General features: G+C 59.4%; 14 protein-coding genes. All 14 read left to right on the top strand.

The window, feature by feature from the left end; all coding sequences use genetic code 11:
- Window positions 1-232 precede the first annotated feature (232 nt).
- The 14 genes from ABFY71_RS11250 to ABFY71_RS11315 all read left to right on the top strand — a co-directional run bounded on the left by ABFY71_RS11250 (window position 233) and on the right by ABFY71_RS11315 (window position 15688).
- Window positions 233-2047: a polysaccharide biosynthesis protein gene (locus ABFY71_RS11250; protein ID WP_347946072.1), complete on the top strand. Its 1815-nt coding sequence runs from the start codon at window positions 233-235 to the stop codon at window positions 2045-2047.
- Window positions 2048-2263: 216 nt separating this feature from the next.
- Window positions 2264-4042 carry an ABC transporter ATP-binding protein gene (locus tag ABFY71_RS11255; protein WP_347946073.1) on the top strand — a complete coding sequence of 593 codons (1779 nt, stop codon included), beginning with the start codon at window positions 2264-2266 and terminating at the stop codon, window positions 4040-4042.
- Between the two features lie 81 nt (window positions 4043-4123).
- Entirely contained in the window at window positions 4124-4897 is a 774-nt protein-coding gene (gene rfbF, locus ABFY71_RS11260) for a glucose-1-phosphate cytidylyltransferase (protein ID WP_347946074.1), read from the top strand.
- Window positions 4894-5970, top strand: a complete 1077-nt coding sequence (rfbG, locus tag ABFY71_RS11265; protein ID WP_347946075.1) for a CDP-glucose 4,6-dehydratase — start codon at window positions 4894-4896, stop codon at window positions 5968-5970. Before rfbF ends, rfbG begins: the two co-directional genes overlap by 4 nt.
- Entirely contained in the window at window positions 5967-7202 is a 1236-nt protein-coding gene (locus tag ABFY71_RS11270) for a methyltransferase domain-containing protein (RefSeq protein WP_347946076.1), read from the top strand. Before rfbG ends, ABFY71_RS11270 begins: the two co-directional genes overlap by 4 nt.
- Window positions 7199-7744, top strand: coding sequence for a dTDP-4-dehydrorhamnose 3,5-epimerase (gene rfbC, locus ABFY71_RS11275; RefSeq protein WP_347946077.1), 546 nt, complete (start codon window positions 7199-7201; stop codon window positions 7742-7744). The genes ABFY71_RS11270 and rfbC overlap by 4 nt, the downstream gene beginning before the upstream one ends.
- Window positions 7741-8853 carry a DegT/DnrJ/EryC1/StrS family aminotransferase gene (locus ABFY71_RS11280; protein ID WP_347946078.1) on the top strand — a complete coding sequence of 371 codons (1113 nt, stop codon included), beginning with the start codon at window positions 7741-7743 and terminating at the stop codon, window positions 8851-8853. Before rfbC ends, ABFY71_RS11280 begins: the two co-directional genes overlap by 4 nt.
- A complete protein-coding gene (locus ABFY71_RS11285; RefSeq protein ID WP_347946079.1) occupies window positions 8850-9884 on the top strand; it encodes an ATP-grasp domain-containing protein in 1035 nt (344 codons plus the stop codon). The genes ABFY71_RS11280 and ABFY71_RS11285 overlap by 4 nt, the downstream gene beginning before the upstream one ends.
- Window positions 9881-11107 carry an NAD-dependent epimerase/dehydratase family protein gene (locus tag ABFY71_RS11290; RefSeq protein ID WP_347946080.1) on the top strand — a complete coding sequence of 409 codons (1227 nt, stop codon included), beginning with the start codon at window positions 9881-9883 and terminating at the stop codon, window positions 11105-11107. The genes ABFY71_RS11285 and ABFY71_RS11290 overlap by 4 nt, the downstream gene beginning before the upstream one ends.
- Window positions 11107-11913, top strand: a complete 807-nt coding sequence (locus ABFY71_RS11295) for a class I SAM-dependent methyltransferase (RefSeq protein ID WP_347946081.1) — start codon at window positions 11107-11109, stop codon at window positions 11911-11913. The genes ABFY71_RS11290 and ABFY71_RS11295 overlap by 1 nt, the downstream gene beginning before the upstream one ends.
- A gap of 26 nt (window positions 11914-11939) precedes the next feature.
- Window positions 11940-12719 (top strand): cephalosporin hydroxylase family protein, encoded by a 780-nt coding sequence (locus ABFY71_RS11300; RefSeq protein WP_347946082.1) that lies wholly within the window; start codon window positions 11940-11942, stop codon window positions 12717-12719.
- Between the two features lie 85 nt (window positions 12720-12804).
- Window positions 12805-13671: an alpha-1,2-fucosyltransferase gene (locus ABFY71_RS11305; protein ID WP_347946084.1), complete on the top strand. Its 867-nt coding sequence runs from the start codon at window positions 12805-12807 to the stop codon at window positions 13669-13671.
- Window positions 13668-14816 carry a glycosyltransferase family 4 protein gene (locus ABFY71_RS11310; RefSeq protein ID WP_347946085.1) on the top strand — a complete coding sequence of 383 codons (1149 nt, stop codon included), beginning with the start codon at window positions 13668-13670 and terminating at the stop codon, window positions 14814-14816. Before ABFY71_RS11305 ends, ABFY71_RS11310 begins: the two co-directional genes overlap by 4 nt.
- Window positions 14813-15688 (top strand): glycosyltransferase family 2 protein, encoded by an 876-nt coding sequence (locus tag ABFY71_RS11315; protein WP_347946086.1) that lies wholly within the window; start codon window positions 14813-14815, stop codon window positions 15686-15688. Before ABFY71_RS11310 ends, ABFY71_RS11315 begins: the two co-directional genes overlap by 4 nt.
- The last annotated feature ends 28 nt before the right edge of the window (window positions 15689-15716 follow it).

Consider the following 15716-nt stretch of genomic DNA (forward strand, 5'->3'; position numbering starts at 1 on the left):
TCCACAGCCTTCCCTGGTGTCAGACGTTTAGGGCTTGCACACACTAGTTTATTCCGTTTACCGAGACAGGGCGCACCTCGGTGCGCGGTAGGAAATATTGGTGCGGATCTGCGAACACTCCCGCGCGTTTAGACCGGGCAATCGGTCATAGTCTTCAACCAGAGTACTGCTCACCATGATGCGTCTTATTTCAACGCTTGCAGGTTTACCCCGGCATTGGAAGCGTGTCGTCATGCTGAGCTTTGACATTTTTGCGCTCTCTGCCAGCCTGTGGATGAGTTTTGCACTGCGCTACGGACAGTGGTCTCCGCCGACCCGACCGCTCGATTTCCTTATTATCCTGTCCGCGCCGCTGGTGGCGATCCCAATATTTGTTCGCCTGGGGCTATATCGGGCTGTCATTCGATACCTGCCGGAGCGGGCGCTGTGGACCATCCTGCGGGCAACCACGCTGGCAACGCTGTGCTGGGTCGTGGTGATCTTTCTCTCGCAGATCACCGTCAGCTTTGTCGTGCCCCGTTCGGTGCCAATACTCTATTGGGCGCTGTCCACCATCGCCATTGGTGGCAGCCGCTTCATCGCCAAAAAGCTGCTTTGGCCCAATGGCAGCAACCGGCTGCAGAACAAGCCCATTGCCATCTATGGTGCCGGCGAGGCCGGGGCCCAACTGGCCAATGCACTGCGTCGCCAGGGTAATCACCGCATTGTTGGTTTTCTCGATGACAACAGGACGTTGCATGGCCGTGACGTCGCCAGCATCAGGGTGTTTCCACCGACAGATATCGGCATGCTGACCGAGCAGTACGGCGTCCAGGAAGTCATCCTGTCCATTCCCAACCTTACCGCCGCCCGACGCCGGGAAATTGTCGCCTACATTGGTGGGCAAGGGATCAAGATCAGGACCATCCCGCCCATTACCGACCTCGTTGACGGCCGCTACCTGGTCACCCAGATTCGCGAGATTGACATCGACGAATTGCTGGGCCGCTCATCGGTACCACCGGAACCCAAGCTGCTGCGCTCGATGATCGAAGGGAAAGCTGTCATGGTGACCGGGGCCGGCGGCTCCATCGGCTCGGAATTGTGCCGGTTGATCGTCAAGCTCGCGCCCAAGAGCCTGATCCTGTTCGAAGCCAATGAATTTGCGCTCTACAAGATTGAACGCGAACTCTGCGCCGACCAAACTGTCACCGTGGTTCCCATTCTGGGGTCAATCGTCAACCCGCAGCTTGTCGAACGGGCTATGGCTGATCACGCTCCCGACGTGGTGTTCCACGCTGCAGCGCACAAGCACGTGCCCCTGATTGAGGCCAATGCTCTCGAGGGTATCCGCAACAATGTGCTGGGCACCAAGATGGTATTGGATGCGGCTTACGCCGGCGGTGTCGCCAATTTCGTGCTGATCTCGTCGGACAAGGCGGTGCGGCCGACCAATGTGATGGGGGCGACCAAGCGCTGGGCCGAACTGCTGGTGGCGCAAAAAGCAGCGGAGGCCGCCGCAGCCGGCACCGGCCAGCGCTTTGCCGCGGTACGTTTCGGCAACGTACTGGGCTCCAACGGGTCGGTGGTACCGCTGTTCAAGGAACAGATCGCCAAGGGTGGCCCCGTCACCCTGACCGATCCAACCATGACCCGTTACTTCATGTCCATTCATGAGGCGTCTGAACTGATCGTCCAGGCGGGGGCCTTGTCCCAGGGTGGCGACATCTTCCTGCTCGACATGGGCAAGCCGATGCTGATCCGCGATCTTGCGGAGAATATGATCCAGCTGGCTGGGCTGACTGTGCGAGATGCCAATCATCCCGAAGGAGACATCGAGATTGTCGTCACCGGCAAGCGGCCGGGTGAGAAGATGTTCGAGGAGCTTTTCTACGACGAGAGTGCGGTCGAGACGACCGACCATCCAAAGATTCGTCGGTCGCCGAAGGAGAACGCGATCTCCATCGAGGCAGCTTTTGACGAGCTCATGGCGGCGGTGGAGGCTCAGGATGAGCCACGGGCCCGGCTGTGCCTGTTCAAGCTTATTGAAAAGCCGGCGGCCGCGTGACGTCGGCGGGCAGGGTTAGGGCGCTCGTAGGTGCCGGCGAGGCGCCTTTTCGCAGGACCGACGCACCCTGCCGGTCATTCACAGCTGACCATGTTTGGACTGGACGCTTGCGGTGCCCGGAGGGTAGACCACAACCTCCCCTTGGGCTCGCAGATTACTATATCCCGAGTCAGGCACACTAAGCTCGTGCCGGAATGGAACTGATTGAGGATTTTAGTGTCGAGCAATGATATCTCGCCAGTTGCGCGCGGAATGAGCAGGGCGATCCACGCCTTCTGGCAGAGGCTATCGCACCGTCGCCGCATGCAGTTTTTCGTGCTTGTAGGTTTGTCGTTGATCGCGTCAGTCGCCGAGGTTGCCAGCCTTGCGATGCTGTTTCCCCTGCTCATGCTTCTCACCACTCCGGAGCAGGCCCTCAGCCATGGCCTTATTCGCCGTTTTGCCGACTTCCTGAATATCTCCGACAATTCTGATCTGGCGTTTGCGGCCCTTGCGTCATTCATTGTCGCGTCGCTGGCCGCAGGCGTGGTGCGGTTTGTCGTTCTCATGGCAAACAATAAATACACATTTGGGCTAGCCGCCGAATTGAGCGAGCAGACCTATCGAAAATGCTTGTACCAGCCATACTCTGTACAATTGCAGAGGAGTTCGAGTTCGCTGATTGACGGCGTTATTCATAAGACCCTGGCCGTAACAACGAATGTTGTTTCTCAACTACTCGTCCTGATGACATCCACCTTGATCGGCACCAGCATTCTCATCACTCTTTTTGTTACCGACCCGATGGTTGCCGGCATCACTGGCGGCACATTTACTTTGGTTTATACCATCATCACCCTGACGGTTCGAAAGCAGTTGAAGCAGAATGGCGAAACGATCGCCCGCCAGTCGACTCAGGTGACAAAGGCCCTGCAGGAGGGGCTGGGTGGGATCCGCGACGTTCTGATCGACGGAACGCAGAACGTCTACGTCCAGGTGTTTCGGGCTGCAGACCGCCCGATCAAGGCAGCGCTTGCTCGCAACGCTGTCATTGCCGGATCGCCTCGGTTCATTGTGGAGACCCTGGGCATGGTTCTGATTGCAACACTCGCGTTCCTACTGATGGGACCAAACGGCGGCGCTGGTTCGGCCATCCCGACGCTTGGTGTCCTGGCACTTGGGGCCCAGCGCTTATTGCCCATGTTGCAGCAAAGCTACGCTGCCATTGCCACGATACGCGGCACAGAAGCGTCCCTGCGCGAAGTCATCGAACTCCTTGATCAGCCTGATGAGCCGGTCCAATCGGCCGAGTTGGTCAGCTTTGAACACAACATCCAGCTGAAAGGGGTTGAGTTTCAATACCCAACCACATCTGCGCCGGCTCTGCACAACGTGGATCTGACGATTGCCAAGGGTAGCCGCATCGGTTTGTACGGCGCGACGGGCGGTGGCAAAAGCACGACACTGGACGTCATAATGGGCTTGCTCAGTCCCACAGGCGGCAGGCTGCTGGTCGACGGCGTCGAGATAACAGAAGAGCGGCAGGTTTCGTGGCGGCGCCAAGTGGCGCATGTGCCGCAAGCAATCTACCTCTCAGATGGCACCATCGCGGAAAATATAGCCTTCGGCTTCCCGCGAGAACAGATCGACATCGAGCGATTGCATGCGTCGGCGACATCAGCGCAGATCGCTGACACCATCGAGAGTTGGCCGGACGGCTACAATACGAGGGTGGGTGAGCGCGGCGTTCGAATCTCGGGCGGCCAGCGTCAGCGTATTGGCGTCGCTCGTGCACTGTACAAGAGAGCTGATTTGATCATTCTTGATGAGGCAACCAGCGCTTTGGACAACAAAACCGAAAGCGCTCTCATCGCAGCCATTGAGTCACTTGGGCCAAATGTGACAATCATCATGGTGGCCCATCGCTTGAGCACACTGAGGAACTGTGACTGGCTGGTGGAAATCGAAGGCGGCAGCGTGAAGCGCATTGGCAGCTACGAGGATATTGTCGCCTAATCAGCGGAGGGGATTGAACTAATACCCCCCCCCCCCCCGAAAACGAGCCCCTTGTCGCCACAGACAGATACCGAGGTAATTTTGAAAGCGGTCATATTAGCAGGCGGGCTTGGCACCCGGATCTCCGAGGAGACCAGCATCAGGCCAAAGCCGATGGTCGAGATCGGTGGACGCCCGATCCTGTGGCACATCATGAAAATCTTCGGTGCCCATGGCATTACCGATTTCGTGATCTGCTGTGGCTACAAGGGCTACATAATCAAGGAATATTTCGCCAATTATTTCCTGCATATGTCGGACGTTACCTTCGACATGCAGAACAATGAAATGCTGGTGCATCAGCGTTATGCCGAGCCATGGCGGGTGACGCTGGTCGATACCGGCGAGAATACCATGACCGGCGGGCGACTGCGGCGCGTCCGCGACTATGTCAAGGATGAGGAAGCGTTCTGCTTCACCTATGGCGATGGCCTGGCCGATATCGACATCACCGCCCAGATCGCCTTTCACAAGGCGCATGGTAAACTTGCGACCGTGACAGCGGTGCAGCCACCCGGCCGCTATGGTGCCCTCGACATGAACGGCACGGCCATTCGCGGCTTCATCGAAAAGCCCCAGGGCGACGGCGGCTGGATCAATGGTGGTTACTTTGTCCTGTCGCCCAAGGTCATTGACGCCATTGATGGCGATTCCTCGTCCTGGGAGGGTGCACCCTTGCAGACCCTGGCCAATGCGGGCCAGTTCGAGGCCTATCGACATTCCGGGTTCTGGCAGCCGATGGACACGTTGCGGGAAAAAATGATGCTTGAAGAGCTCTGGACGAGCGGCAAGGCGCCGTGGAAGGCCTGGGCTTGACCTCTTCCCACTCATCCTTGGCCAGTCTGGCTGGCCGGCGCGTCTTTCTGACAGGCCACACCGGTTTCAAGGGCGGCTGGACAACCGCGCTTCTCCGTCGACTTGGCGCAGAGGTCTGCGGTTACGCCCTGCCCGCGGCCAGCACACCCAACCTGGCCGCATTGGGCAATATCGGCGGCTTGCTTGCCCAGGAAACCCTCGCTGACATTCGCGACGCCCAAACCCTGAGCCGAGCGATGCATCAGGCGCAACCAGACATTGTCATTCACATGGCGGCGCAGGCACTGGTCAGGCAAAGCTATATCGACCCCGTCGAAACCTGGTCAACCAATGTCATGGGCACGGTCAATGTGCTGGAAGCGGCGCGATCGGTCGCCAGCATCCGGGCCATTGTGGTGGTCACCACCGACAAGTGCTACGAAAACCGCGCTTGGGAATGGGGCTATCGCGAAACCGACCCGCTGGGCGGACACGATCCCTATAGCGCGAGCAAGGCGGCTACCGAACTGGTGGCGCAGAGCTACCGCAAGAGTTTTTTTAGCGACACCGGCACCCTGCTGGCCACCGCCCGCGCCGGCAATGTCATTGGCGGCGGTGACTGGAGCGCCGACCGGATCCTGGCTGACGCCGCTCGGGCGGCAGCGGCGGGCGAGCCACTGGTCGTCAGAAACCCACTCGCCACCCGGCCCTGGCAACATGTACTCGATTGCCTTTCCGGTTACCTTACCCTGGCCGGCGCCCTATGGGCGGGTGACCAGGCGGCTGCCTCCGCCTTCAATTTCGGCCCGGACAGCGCCGACAATGTCAGTGTCGGCGAGCTGCTCGACCGATTGGGGCGCCACTGGCCCGAACTCCGCTGGCGGCACGAAACCGGTCCAGTGCTGGCCGCGCCGCACGAGGCAGCCTATCTCTATCTGGACTCCAGCCGGGCGCGGCAGGCATTGCGCTGGCGGTCCAGATGGACATTGAACGAGGCCGTGCAGAAAACGGCGGAATGGTATCGGGCGGTCGAGCAAGAGCCCGCAGCGGCGGCCAGCCTGATGGTCGACCAGATAGACGAGTATCTCCAATGAGCATTGCAATGTGCATGTCCTGCGGCAGCCCCCTTTCCCGGGTGGTCTGCGACCTCGGCCTGTCGCCGATCTCCAACGCCTTCATCAGGGCCGAAGATGCGGCAAAGGGAGAGATGTTCTATCCGCTCAAGGCTTGCGTCTGTGAAAGCTGTTGGCTGGTGCAGCTGGAATCCAGCCCGGACTCGGGCGCCCATTTCCACGAGGACTATGTCTATTTCTCGTCCTTCTCCAGCGGCTGGGTCGGGCATGCGCGCCGCTATGTCGAGGCCATGACCGCCAGGCTGGCGCTGAACGCCTCAAGCCGGGTGATGGAACTGGCGAGCAATGACGGCTATCTGCTGCAGTTTTTCGTTCAGGCCGGCATTCCCGCGCTCGGTATCGAGCCCACCGCCAATACCGCCGCCGCAGCGCGGCTCAAGGGCGTCGAGACCCGGGAGATGTTCTTTGGCCGGCAGAGTGGCGCACAGCTGGCGGCCGATGGCTGGACGGTGGACCTGCTGCTGGGCAATAATGTGCTGGCGCATGTGCCCGACATCAATGACTTCGTCGGCGGCATGCCGTTGGTGCTGAATCCCGAAGGCGTCGTTACGCTCGAATTCCCGCACCTGCTCAATCTGCTGACACTCAACCAGTTCGATACCATCTATCACGAGCACTATACCTATCTCTCGCTGACCGCGCTGGAACCGATCTTTGCCCGCGCCGGTCTGCGCATTTTTGACGTCGAGACCATTCCGACCCATGGCGGCAGCCTGCGGGTTTTCGTCTGTCATGCCGCAGCGGGTCATGCGACGGCCCCGTCGGTACTGCAGATGCTTGAGCTGGAACGGGCCGAGGGATTGGCCAGCGGCGCCCGATTTGACGCCTTTGCCCAGGCGGTAATCGAGACCAAGCGGGCGCTGCTAAAATTTTTGATCGAAGCCGGCGCGGCCGGCAAGACCGTCGCGGCCTATGGCGCGGCAGCCAAGGGCAATACCCTGCTCAACTATTGCGGCATCCGTCCCGACATGGTGGCTTTCGTGGCGGACAAGAACCCGACCAAGCAGGGGCGGCTGCTGCCGGGTTCGCGCATTCCCGTGCTGGCGCCCGACGCAATCGCCACGCGCCAGCCGGACTACCTGCTCATTCTGCCGTGGAACATCCGCAACGAGATCATCGAGCAGATGGCGGAAATCCGCAGTTGGGGCGGACAGTTCGTGGTGCCGGTGCCGGCCCTGGAAGTGGTGCCGTGAAGTTCACCGAAACATCGCTGGCCGGCGCCTGTGTGCTCGAGATCGAGCCGCATGCCGATGAGCGGGGCTTTTTTGCCCGCACGGCCTGCAGCACGACCTTTGCCGAGCACGGGCTCAACGGCAACTTCGTGCAACAGTCAGTTTCGTTCAATGCCCATAGAGGTACCTTGCGTGGCCTGCATTTTCAGGCGGCGCCCCATGAGGAAGACAAGCTGGTCCGCGTGACCCAGGGCGCCATATTCGACGTCATCGTCGATATCCGCCAGGGCTCTGCCTGCTTTGGTCAGTGGTTTGGCGTTGAGCTGTCAGCGCGAAACCACAAGCAGCTCTACATCCCCAAGGGCTTTGCCCACGGCTTCCAGACGCTGGAGGACAATTGCGAGGTGCTCTATGCCATGACAGTACCGTTCCAGCCTGGCTCGGGCCGCGGCATTCGCTGGGACGACCCGGCGCTGAATATTGCCTGGCCAATGGGAAACCCTGCCATGATCGGCGCAAATGATCGCGACCTTCCAACACTTGCAGAGTGCCAGTTGCCATGACGCGTATTCACTATACCAAGCCCTCGATTACCGACCTGGAAGTGGCTTATGCCACCGATGCTGCGAGGAATGGCTGGGGCGAGAAATGCTACGAGTATATCGGCAAGTTCGAACGGGCCTTCGCCGCGCATCTCGGCGTCAAGCACGCCATTGCCACCTCGAGTTGTACGGGTGCCATTCATCTGGGCCTGGCGGCGCTGGATATCGGGCCGGGCGACGAAGTCATTCTGGCGGATATAAACTGGATCGCCTCTGTTGCGCCGGTGACCTATCTCGGGGCGACCCCCGTGCTCGTCGACATCCTGCCTGACACGTGGTGTCTGGATCCAGCCAGGGTGGAAGCAGCGATAACCCCGCACACCAAGGCGATCATTGCTGTCCATATCTATGGCAATCTCTGCGATATGGATGCGCTGCTGGATATCGGGCGACGGCACGGCATCCCCGTGATCGAAGATGCGGCCGAAGCAATCGGCTCGCAGTGGCTAGGGAAACGAGCTGGCTCCCTGGGCAAGTTTGGCACATTTTCTTTCCATGGGACCAAGACCATAACTACCGGCGAAGGTGGCATGTTCGTGACCAATGACGACGCTCTCTATGAGAGGGTCCTCACGCTGTCCAATCACGGAAGGGCACGCAGCCAAACCAAGCAGTTCTGGCCCGATGAGGTGGGCTACAAATACAAGATGTCCAACATCCAGGCGGCTATCGGGCTCGCGCAGGTAGAGCGGATAGAGGAACTGATCGCGGGGAAACGGCGGGTTTTCGGTGAATACCAAAACCGGCTTTCCCACCTGCCACTCAGCATGAATCCTGAGTTTGAGGGAACAACCAATGGGTACTGGATGCCGACCATCGTCATAGATGAGTCAGTTCCATTCTCGCGTGAAGAACTGCTGGCCGAGTTCAAGGAAGATGAAATTGATGGTCGCGTGTTCTTCTGGCCACTTTCCATGTTGCCATATTTTCCAGATAACCCGGAAAACCGGATAGCCCACGAACTTTATGAGCGCGCCATCAACCTGCCCAGTTATCACGACTTGGAAACGCAAAGTATCCAGCAGGTCTGCTCCATTATCGAGCGCGTTGTCAGGACGGCCACCCGATGACGGCCACTTCGTCGCTTAATGTAATGATCGCCGGCATAGGCGGCGCCTCCCTCGGGACAGAGCTGATGAAGTCTCTTCATCTTGCCGGTGGTTACCGCATATTCGGCTGCGATATCTCCTCTACGGCATTTGGTCTCTATGACGATCGCTTCGAAAAGACCTTTCAGGTCGACCGAGACAATTATATTGCCTCGGTGGTCGAGGCCTGCCAACAGGCAGATGCTCAGTGGCTGGTGCCAGGTGGTGAACAACCCATGGTGCTGCTGGCAGCGGCCAAGCCCGCGCTCGATGCAGCGGGTATCGGGCTGATCGCCAACGATCCCGAGCTCATTCGAATCTATTCTGACAAGGCGGAAACTTTCCGCCGATTGGCTTCATTGGATATACCTGTGCCCGTGACTCGCGAGGTGCATGAGGACGCGGACATATTGGCTGTCGGCCTGCCTTGCGTCATCAAGCCCGCTACCGGATCTGGCGGCAGTGCAATGGTATTTTTTGCGGTCGATCTGGATGAGGCACGTATCTACGCAGAGTATATTGCCCGCACCGGCGGTGTGGCTATTGCCCAGGAATATATCAGCCTCGAGACCGGCGAATTTACCGTCGGCGTGTTGTCGACACCAGACGGGGCGGTAGCCGCCTCAATTGCGCTGCGACGCAGTCTCGACAGCAAGTTATCCGTGATGTCGCGGGGGCGTGGTGGGTTGATCTCAAGCGGATATACTCAAGGCTATATCGGCGCATTCTCTGACATTTGCCAACAGGCTGAACGTATCGCTTTGGCCATTGGGAGCCGCGGTCCAATCAATATTCAGGGTCGGCTGCGCGATGGCCTTCTGGTCCCTTTCGAGATCAATCCGCGTCTGTCCGCCTCTTCCTACTTGAGGGCCATGGCCGGGCACAACGAGCTGCATTGGCTGCTCCAATATCTCGCCAACGGAATCCCAATCCAGCGGGTCAACGCTAGAGAGGGCTGGTATCTGCGGTCATTGACCGAGGCATTTGTTGCGCCGGAGCGCGTTAAGGCATGATCCGCTGGATTACCCCTTTTCTCGGCACCGCCGCTGCGGGATCGTCGGATATCGATGCTACCATCCAGATTGTTGACGTGCGCGACCTGGTGGACAAACACGGCAACAACACGGACGCAATCCGCTCCAAGATCGACCAGGGCATCGCCCTGCTGAACGGGGGCCACAGGGTCGTCATCTGCTGTGACTACGGAATTTCACGCAGCAATTCCATCGCCGCGGGAATTCTGTCCCGACATACGACAATTCCATTCGACGCCGCTGTTCGCGAAGTACGCCGTGCAACCGGCGAGGACGAAATCAAACTTGAGCCTCTCAATGCCGTTCGTGCCGCGTTGATGCAACAGGGATCGGTGCCCACTGTCGACGGCCCGCGCGTTCTGATCACTGGGGGAGCCGGATTCATCGGCTCCGCGCTTCAGAAGGCGCTCAAGGGCGCTGCCTTCAATATCGCTCCAAGTAGGGCGGATGCGGATCTTTCGGCGGGAGCTCTCGCGCTCGACCTGCTTGTTAAGGAAAATCGCATCAATACTCTGGTGCACTTGGCAAACCCGCGTGTCTATACGTCGGCTAGGGCAACGGGCGATACGGTGACAATGCTGCGGAACGCCCTCGACGTTTGCCGAGAGAATGGCTTACGGCTGGTTTATCTTTCTGGATGGGAAGTCTATTCAGGATATCGCTCGACGGACCTTCTCGCCGATGAGACGCTACCAATATTGCCCAAGGGTCCATATGGCGAAGCCAAGATGCTGTGCGAGGCATTGATCAGCCATTATCGGCTATTGTACCAAATCGACGCGACAATCCTGCGTTCTTCACCCGTTTACGGGTTAGGAAGCGACCGCCCCAAATTCATCTACAATTTCCTCAACAAGGCGCTAGTTGGGGGGCCCATTCACACCCATGCATATCTTAACGGGTCTCCGCGACTTGACTTGTTGCATATCGACGATCTGACAGCGGCGCTCGTCGCCATCGCGAATTCAAATGCATCAGGAGACTATAATGTGGGGACTGGCCACCTAACCAGCACTTTGGATATTGCGTCTGCTATCGTAGAAAAAACGCACTCCAAAAGCAAAATTGTCCAGCAGCAGATCGCCGACCATGCTCCGAACATCCGAATGGACTACACGCGGGCACGAAAAGATTTCGGCTGGAGTCCAAAAATTTCGATTCTGGTTGGGCTGGACCCGATCATCACCCGAGGAAGAGCATAATGGCAGAACCAGAAACGACGACGCCGGCCGACGAAATTGCCTTGCAGGAGGGCTTCTCGTGGGCACGATCAGTCAATTTCAGCGATTACAACAGCTATCTTGGCCATTACCAGGTGATGTCATGTCTGGATCATGTGCGGGGTGAATCGCTCCTCGACATGCCAATCGGGGATGGTTTCCTGACCGAGAAAATGGCGCACCGCTTTGAACGCATCGTCGGCGTGGACGCGTCGAGCAAGCACCTGGCAGAGGCCCAAAAGCGCCTGCCACAGGTGGAAATGCATCACGCGCTAATAGAGGACCTGAATATTGATGAGAGATTCAGCACGGTCACTATGCTGAATGTCTTGGAGCATGTTGAAGATCCCATCCAGGTGTTGCAGAAGGCATCCAGTTTTCTTGAAGACGACGGCGTCCTCATCGTCCACGTTCCTAATGCGCACGCGGTCAACCGGAAGATCGCCGTGTTGATGGGAACCCTTGAAAGTTGCGAAGAACTATCGCCATTCGATATCAATATTGTGGGTCACAGGCGCTCCTACACGATGGAGAGCTTCAAGGAAGATTTCCGCAAGGCTGGCCTTAATATCGTGGCCACGGGCGGCGTATTTTACAAAATGATGTCGACGCCTCAGATTGATTGGTTTCTCAAGAACGGGCCATGGGAAGAGGGCGGCTTTGGCTGGGGGCGCGTTGGTGCCGAGCAGCGCGATTGGAAATCCGAATTCTGCCGGGCCTGCTATGAGTACGGCAAGGACCATCCCGAAGACTGCAACGTCATCTACATCTGCGCCACTAAAGCCTAGTGCGAACGTCGACATAAGGAAAATAAATGGATCCGATCAAGGATTTCGCCGCCCAAGTCGCCCGGAACATTCGGGGCCTTGGCGCAGACGACGGTTTGAGAGCCGACACACTAAAGTGGGTCGAAAGAGCGAACGTGAACGGCTACACCTACAACTTCAGTTGGCTAGGCCGGCCTATCATTCAATATCCGCAAGATATGGTCGCCATGCAGGAGTTGATTTGGGCGACCAAGCCCGATCTCGTCATCGAGACCGGAATTGCCCATGGAGGCTCCCTGATCCTCAGCGCCTCGATGCTGGCCATGTTGGACTATTGCGACGCCATAGAGGCAGGTGAGCTGCTGGATCCGGCAAAGCCCAAGCGACGCGTGCTCGGCGTCGATATCGATATCCGGGCGCATAATCGCAGCGCGATCGAAGCGCATCCATTTGCCAACCGCATCGATATGATCCAAGGATCATCCATCGAGCCGGAAACCATTGCTGCCGTTCGCGCCAAAGCGGCGGGATACAAGCGCGTCTTGGTGTCACTCGACTCCAATCACACCCACGCGCATGTTCTGGCTGAGTTGGAGGCCTATGCGCCATTGACGACCCCTGGCAGTTATTGCGTCGTTTTCGACACGCTTATCGAAGATATGCCGGCGGGCTCATTTCCAGATCGCCCCTGGGACAAGGGCGATAACCCCAAGACGGCAGTATGGGAGTACCTCAAGACGCATCCAGAATTCGAGTCCGATCTGGACTTTGACCACAAGCTCCTCATCACCGTTGCGCCGCATGGGTTCTTGCGTCGGAAGAAGTAGGCGCGAAGGCAGGGTCTTCGTGTTGGTCGATATAACCAGTTCAGCGGACTAAACGGCAGTTTCTGATGACGTCATAGGACCTGGCATGGCAAACGCCTATATCACCGCCCTGACGGGTGGCCTGGGCAACCAGATGTTTCAATATGCCGTCGGCCGGGCGCTGAGCGCGCGCCACGGCGCGCCGCTGCTGCTCGATATCCGCGGGCTGGCCGATGATCCGCTACGCCGCTTTGCCCTCTCGCCCCTGCGTATCAGCGCTGTGCTGGCGACCGACGCGGAAATGCCGCGCGCGCTGGGCCCCATTGGCCGACGGCTGCATCGCCTGCCGCGCTGGCTGACCGGTAACAGACGGTTTGTCGAACAGGGCTTTGCTTTCGATCCCGCGATAGCGGCCCTCAGACCGCCCGTGCACCTGGCGGGAAACTGGCAGAGCGAGAAGTACTTTGCAGATCAGTCAGATTTGATCCGAGCAGAATTCCAGCTGCGGGAGCCGCTGACCGCCGACCGGCAGGCCATTGCCAGTGAGATTGCCGACCGGCCCATGGTTTCCGTGCATGTCCGGCGCGGCGACTATGCCAGCAATCCTGCGACCAATGCCTATCATGGTACCTGCGAGCCGGACTGGTACGCAAGGGCGCAGCAGACCATCGAACAGCGGGTGGATGCACCGACCTATATGGTGTTCAGCGACGACCCGGACTGGGCCCGGGCCAACCTGCCTTTCCTCGGCGGCGCACTCTTCGTCGAGCCCAGCACGGACGGGCGCGACGAGCAGGACATGCACCTGATGGCCCGCTGCCATCACCATATCATCGCCAATAGTTCGTTCAGCTGGTGGGGGGCCTGGCTCAATCCGCGTGCGGACAAGGTTGTCATCGCGCCGCAGCAGTGGTTCCGCTCCGGCAAGCACGATACGCGTGACCTGCTGCCGAAAGACTGGATACGGCTGTGAAAGTACTCCTGACCACACCAACCTATCCGCCCTTCAACAGCGGGCTCGGCAATGCGGTGCACCGCCACGCCGTCGGCCTGAGGCAGCATGGGTTTGACGTCGTGGTGGCAACGGGCGGACAGCAGCGTGCTACTGCGCTGATTGACGGCATTCGCGTTGAGCGTTTCGCCGTGACCGGCGCCGACTACCTGCGCAGTCCGATCCGCGGCGATGTGGAAGGCTACAGCAAATTCCTGCTGTCGGAGCACTGCGACGCCATCGTTGTGGAGGCTTGGCAGACCTGGAGCACCGACATCGCGCTGCAGCTTGCCGACCAGATCAAGGCACGAAAATACCTCTATAGCCATTGCGTCTCCACCAATAGCTGGCTGCCCTATATGCCGGTGCGGTCGCTGGCCTTCTATCTGCTCTGGCGGCCCTATTGGTGGACTATCAAACAGAAGATCGCCAAGCTCGATGGCATGATCTTTCTGGCCGATGGCGGCTCCGACGACCGCTTTGACGATATGGAAGCCGCGAGGAAAGTCGGCCTGCCGATCCACATCATTCCCAATAGTTGCCAGGACGGTGCCCAGGACATGGCGACGACCGAGCGCAACCAGATCATCTCGGTGGGCTCGTACACACCCGCCAAGGGCTTTGACTATGTGCTGGACGCCTATGCTCGTTCCAAGGCCAAGAATGTGATCCCGCTGGCGCTGTTTGGTCAGGAGCACACGGGGTTCTCCGAGAGACTGCGCCAGCAGGCCCAGGATCTGGGCCTGCACCCCTCGATGGTCAGCTTCAATAGCGGCGTCGCCGGAGAGGCGCTACTGCAGCAATATGCCCGGTCGCGTCTGTTCATCTCCGGTTCGCATACCGAGTGCCAGCCGCTGGTGCTGCTCGACGCCATGGCCGCGGGTACGCCGTTTATCGCGCGCTCGACCGGCTGCATCGCAGGGATGCCGGGCGGCGAAGCTGTCATCAGCGCTGCCGAGGCTGCAGAAGCAATCGATCGCCTTCTGGCCGATGCCGACGCCTGGTCGCGTCACCAGGCGGCAGGGCTACAGGCTGCCCAGTCGACCTATGCCGACCAACGCAACAGTGCCCTTCTGGCCGACCTGCTCGGGAATGATCACCTACACACAAAGGCCGCCGCCTCTTGAGCCAGATCGGACCATCCCCGCAGGTCACCATTGCGATGCCGGTGTTTAACGGCGGCCCGCTGCTGCGCGTCGCCCTGGCATCGATTGTCGCCCAGACGTTTGGGGACTGGGAGCTGCTGCTGATCGACGATGGCTCAAGCGATGGGGCGATCGCCGCCCTGCCTCAACCGCTGGATGCGCGCATTCGCGTGCTGTCCGACGGCACCAACCAGGGCCTGGCGGCGCGGCTGAACCAGGCTATCGCCATGGCACGCGGAACCTATTTCGCCCGCATGGACCATGATGATGTCGCCCATCCCGAGCGCCTTGAACGTCAGCTGCGTTATATGGAGGCCAATCCGGCGACGGATCTTCTGGGCACCAAGTGCGTCGCCATTTCCCAGGGCAGCCGTGTCCTTGGAGAGCTTCCGTTCCGGCAATCGCACGAAGAGATCTGCCGACGCCCCTGGCTCGGCTTCTATCTTGCCCACCCCAGCTGGCTGGGGCGGACGGCCTGGTTCCGCCAGCACGGCTATGCCGATCCGGCACCATTCCGCTGTGAAGACCAGGAACTGCTGCTGCGCGCCCACGCCGTCAGCACCTATCATGCCCTGGACATGCCGCTCCTGGCTTATCGTCTCCGCGACAGTGTCAATGCGACAACGCTGCGCCGCACCCGGCTGGCTCTGGCGCAAGTGCAGGGACGCTATTTCTGGCAGCGCCGGGATCTGGGTGGCCTGGCCGGCACGTTCTGCGCGCTGGCGGCCCGTCTTGCCAAGGATGTGCTGCTGCAGCACTCAACTGGTTCCCGTTCCGAGATTGCCGGCAGTCTGGCAGCAGAGGACAAGCTATGGTGGTCAAACTGGCTGACACGGAAAACGCTATCGCCATGAGAGACGTAGCGGCAGGCAGCCCCCCATC

It is taken from the genome of Devosia alba, assembly GCF_039938915.1.
GTDB classification, from domain to species: Bacteria; Pseudomonadota; Alphaproteobacteria; order Rhizobiales; family Devosiaceae; genus Devosia; species Devosia alba.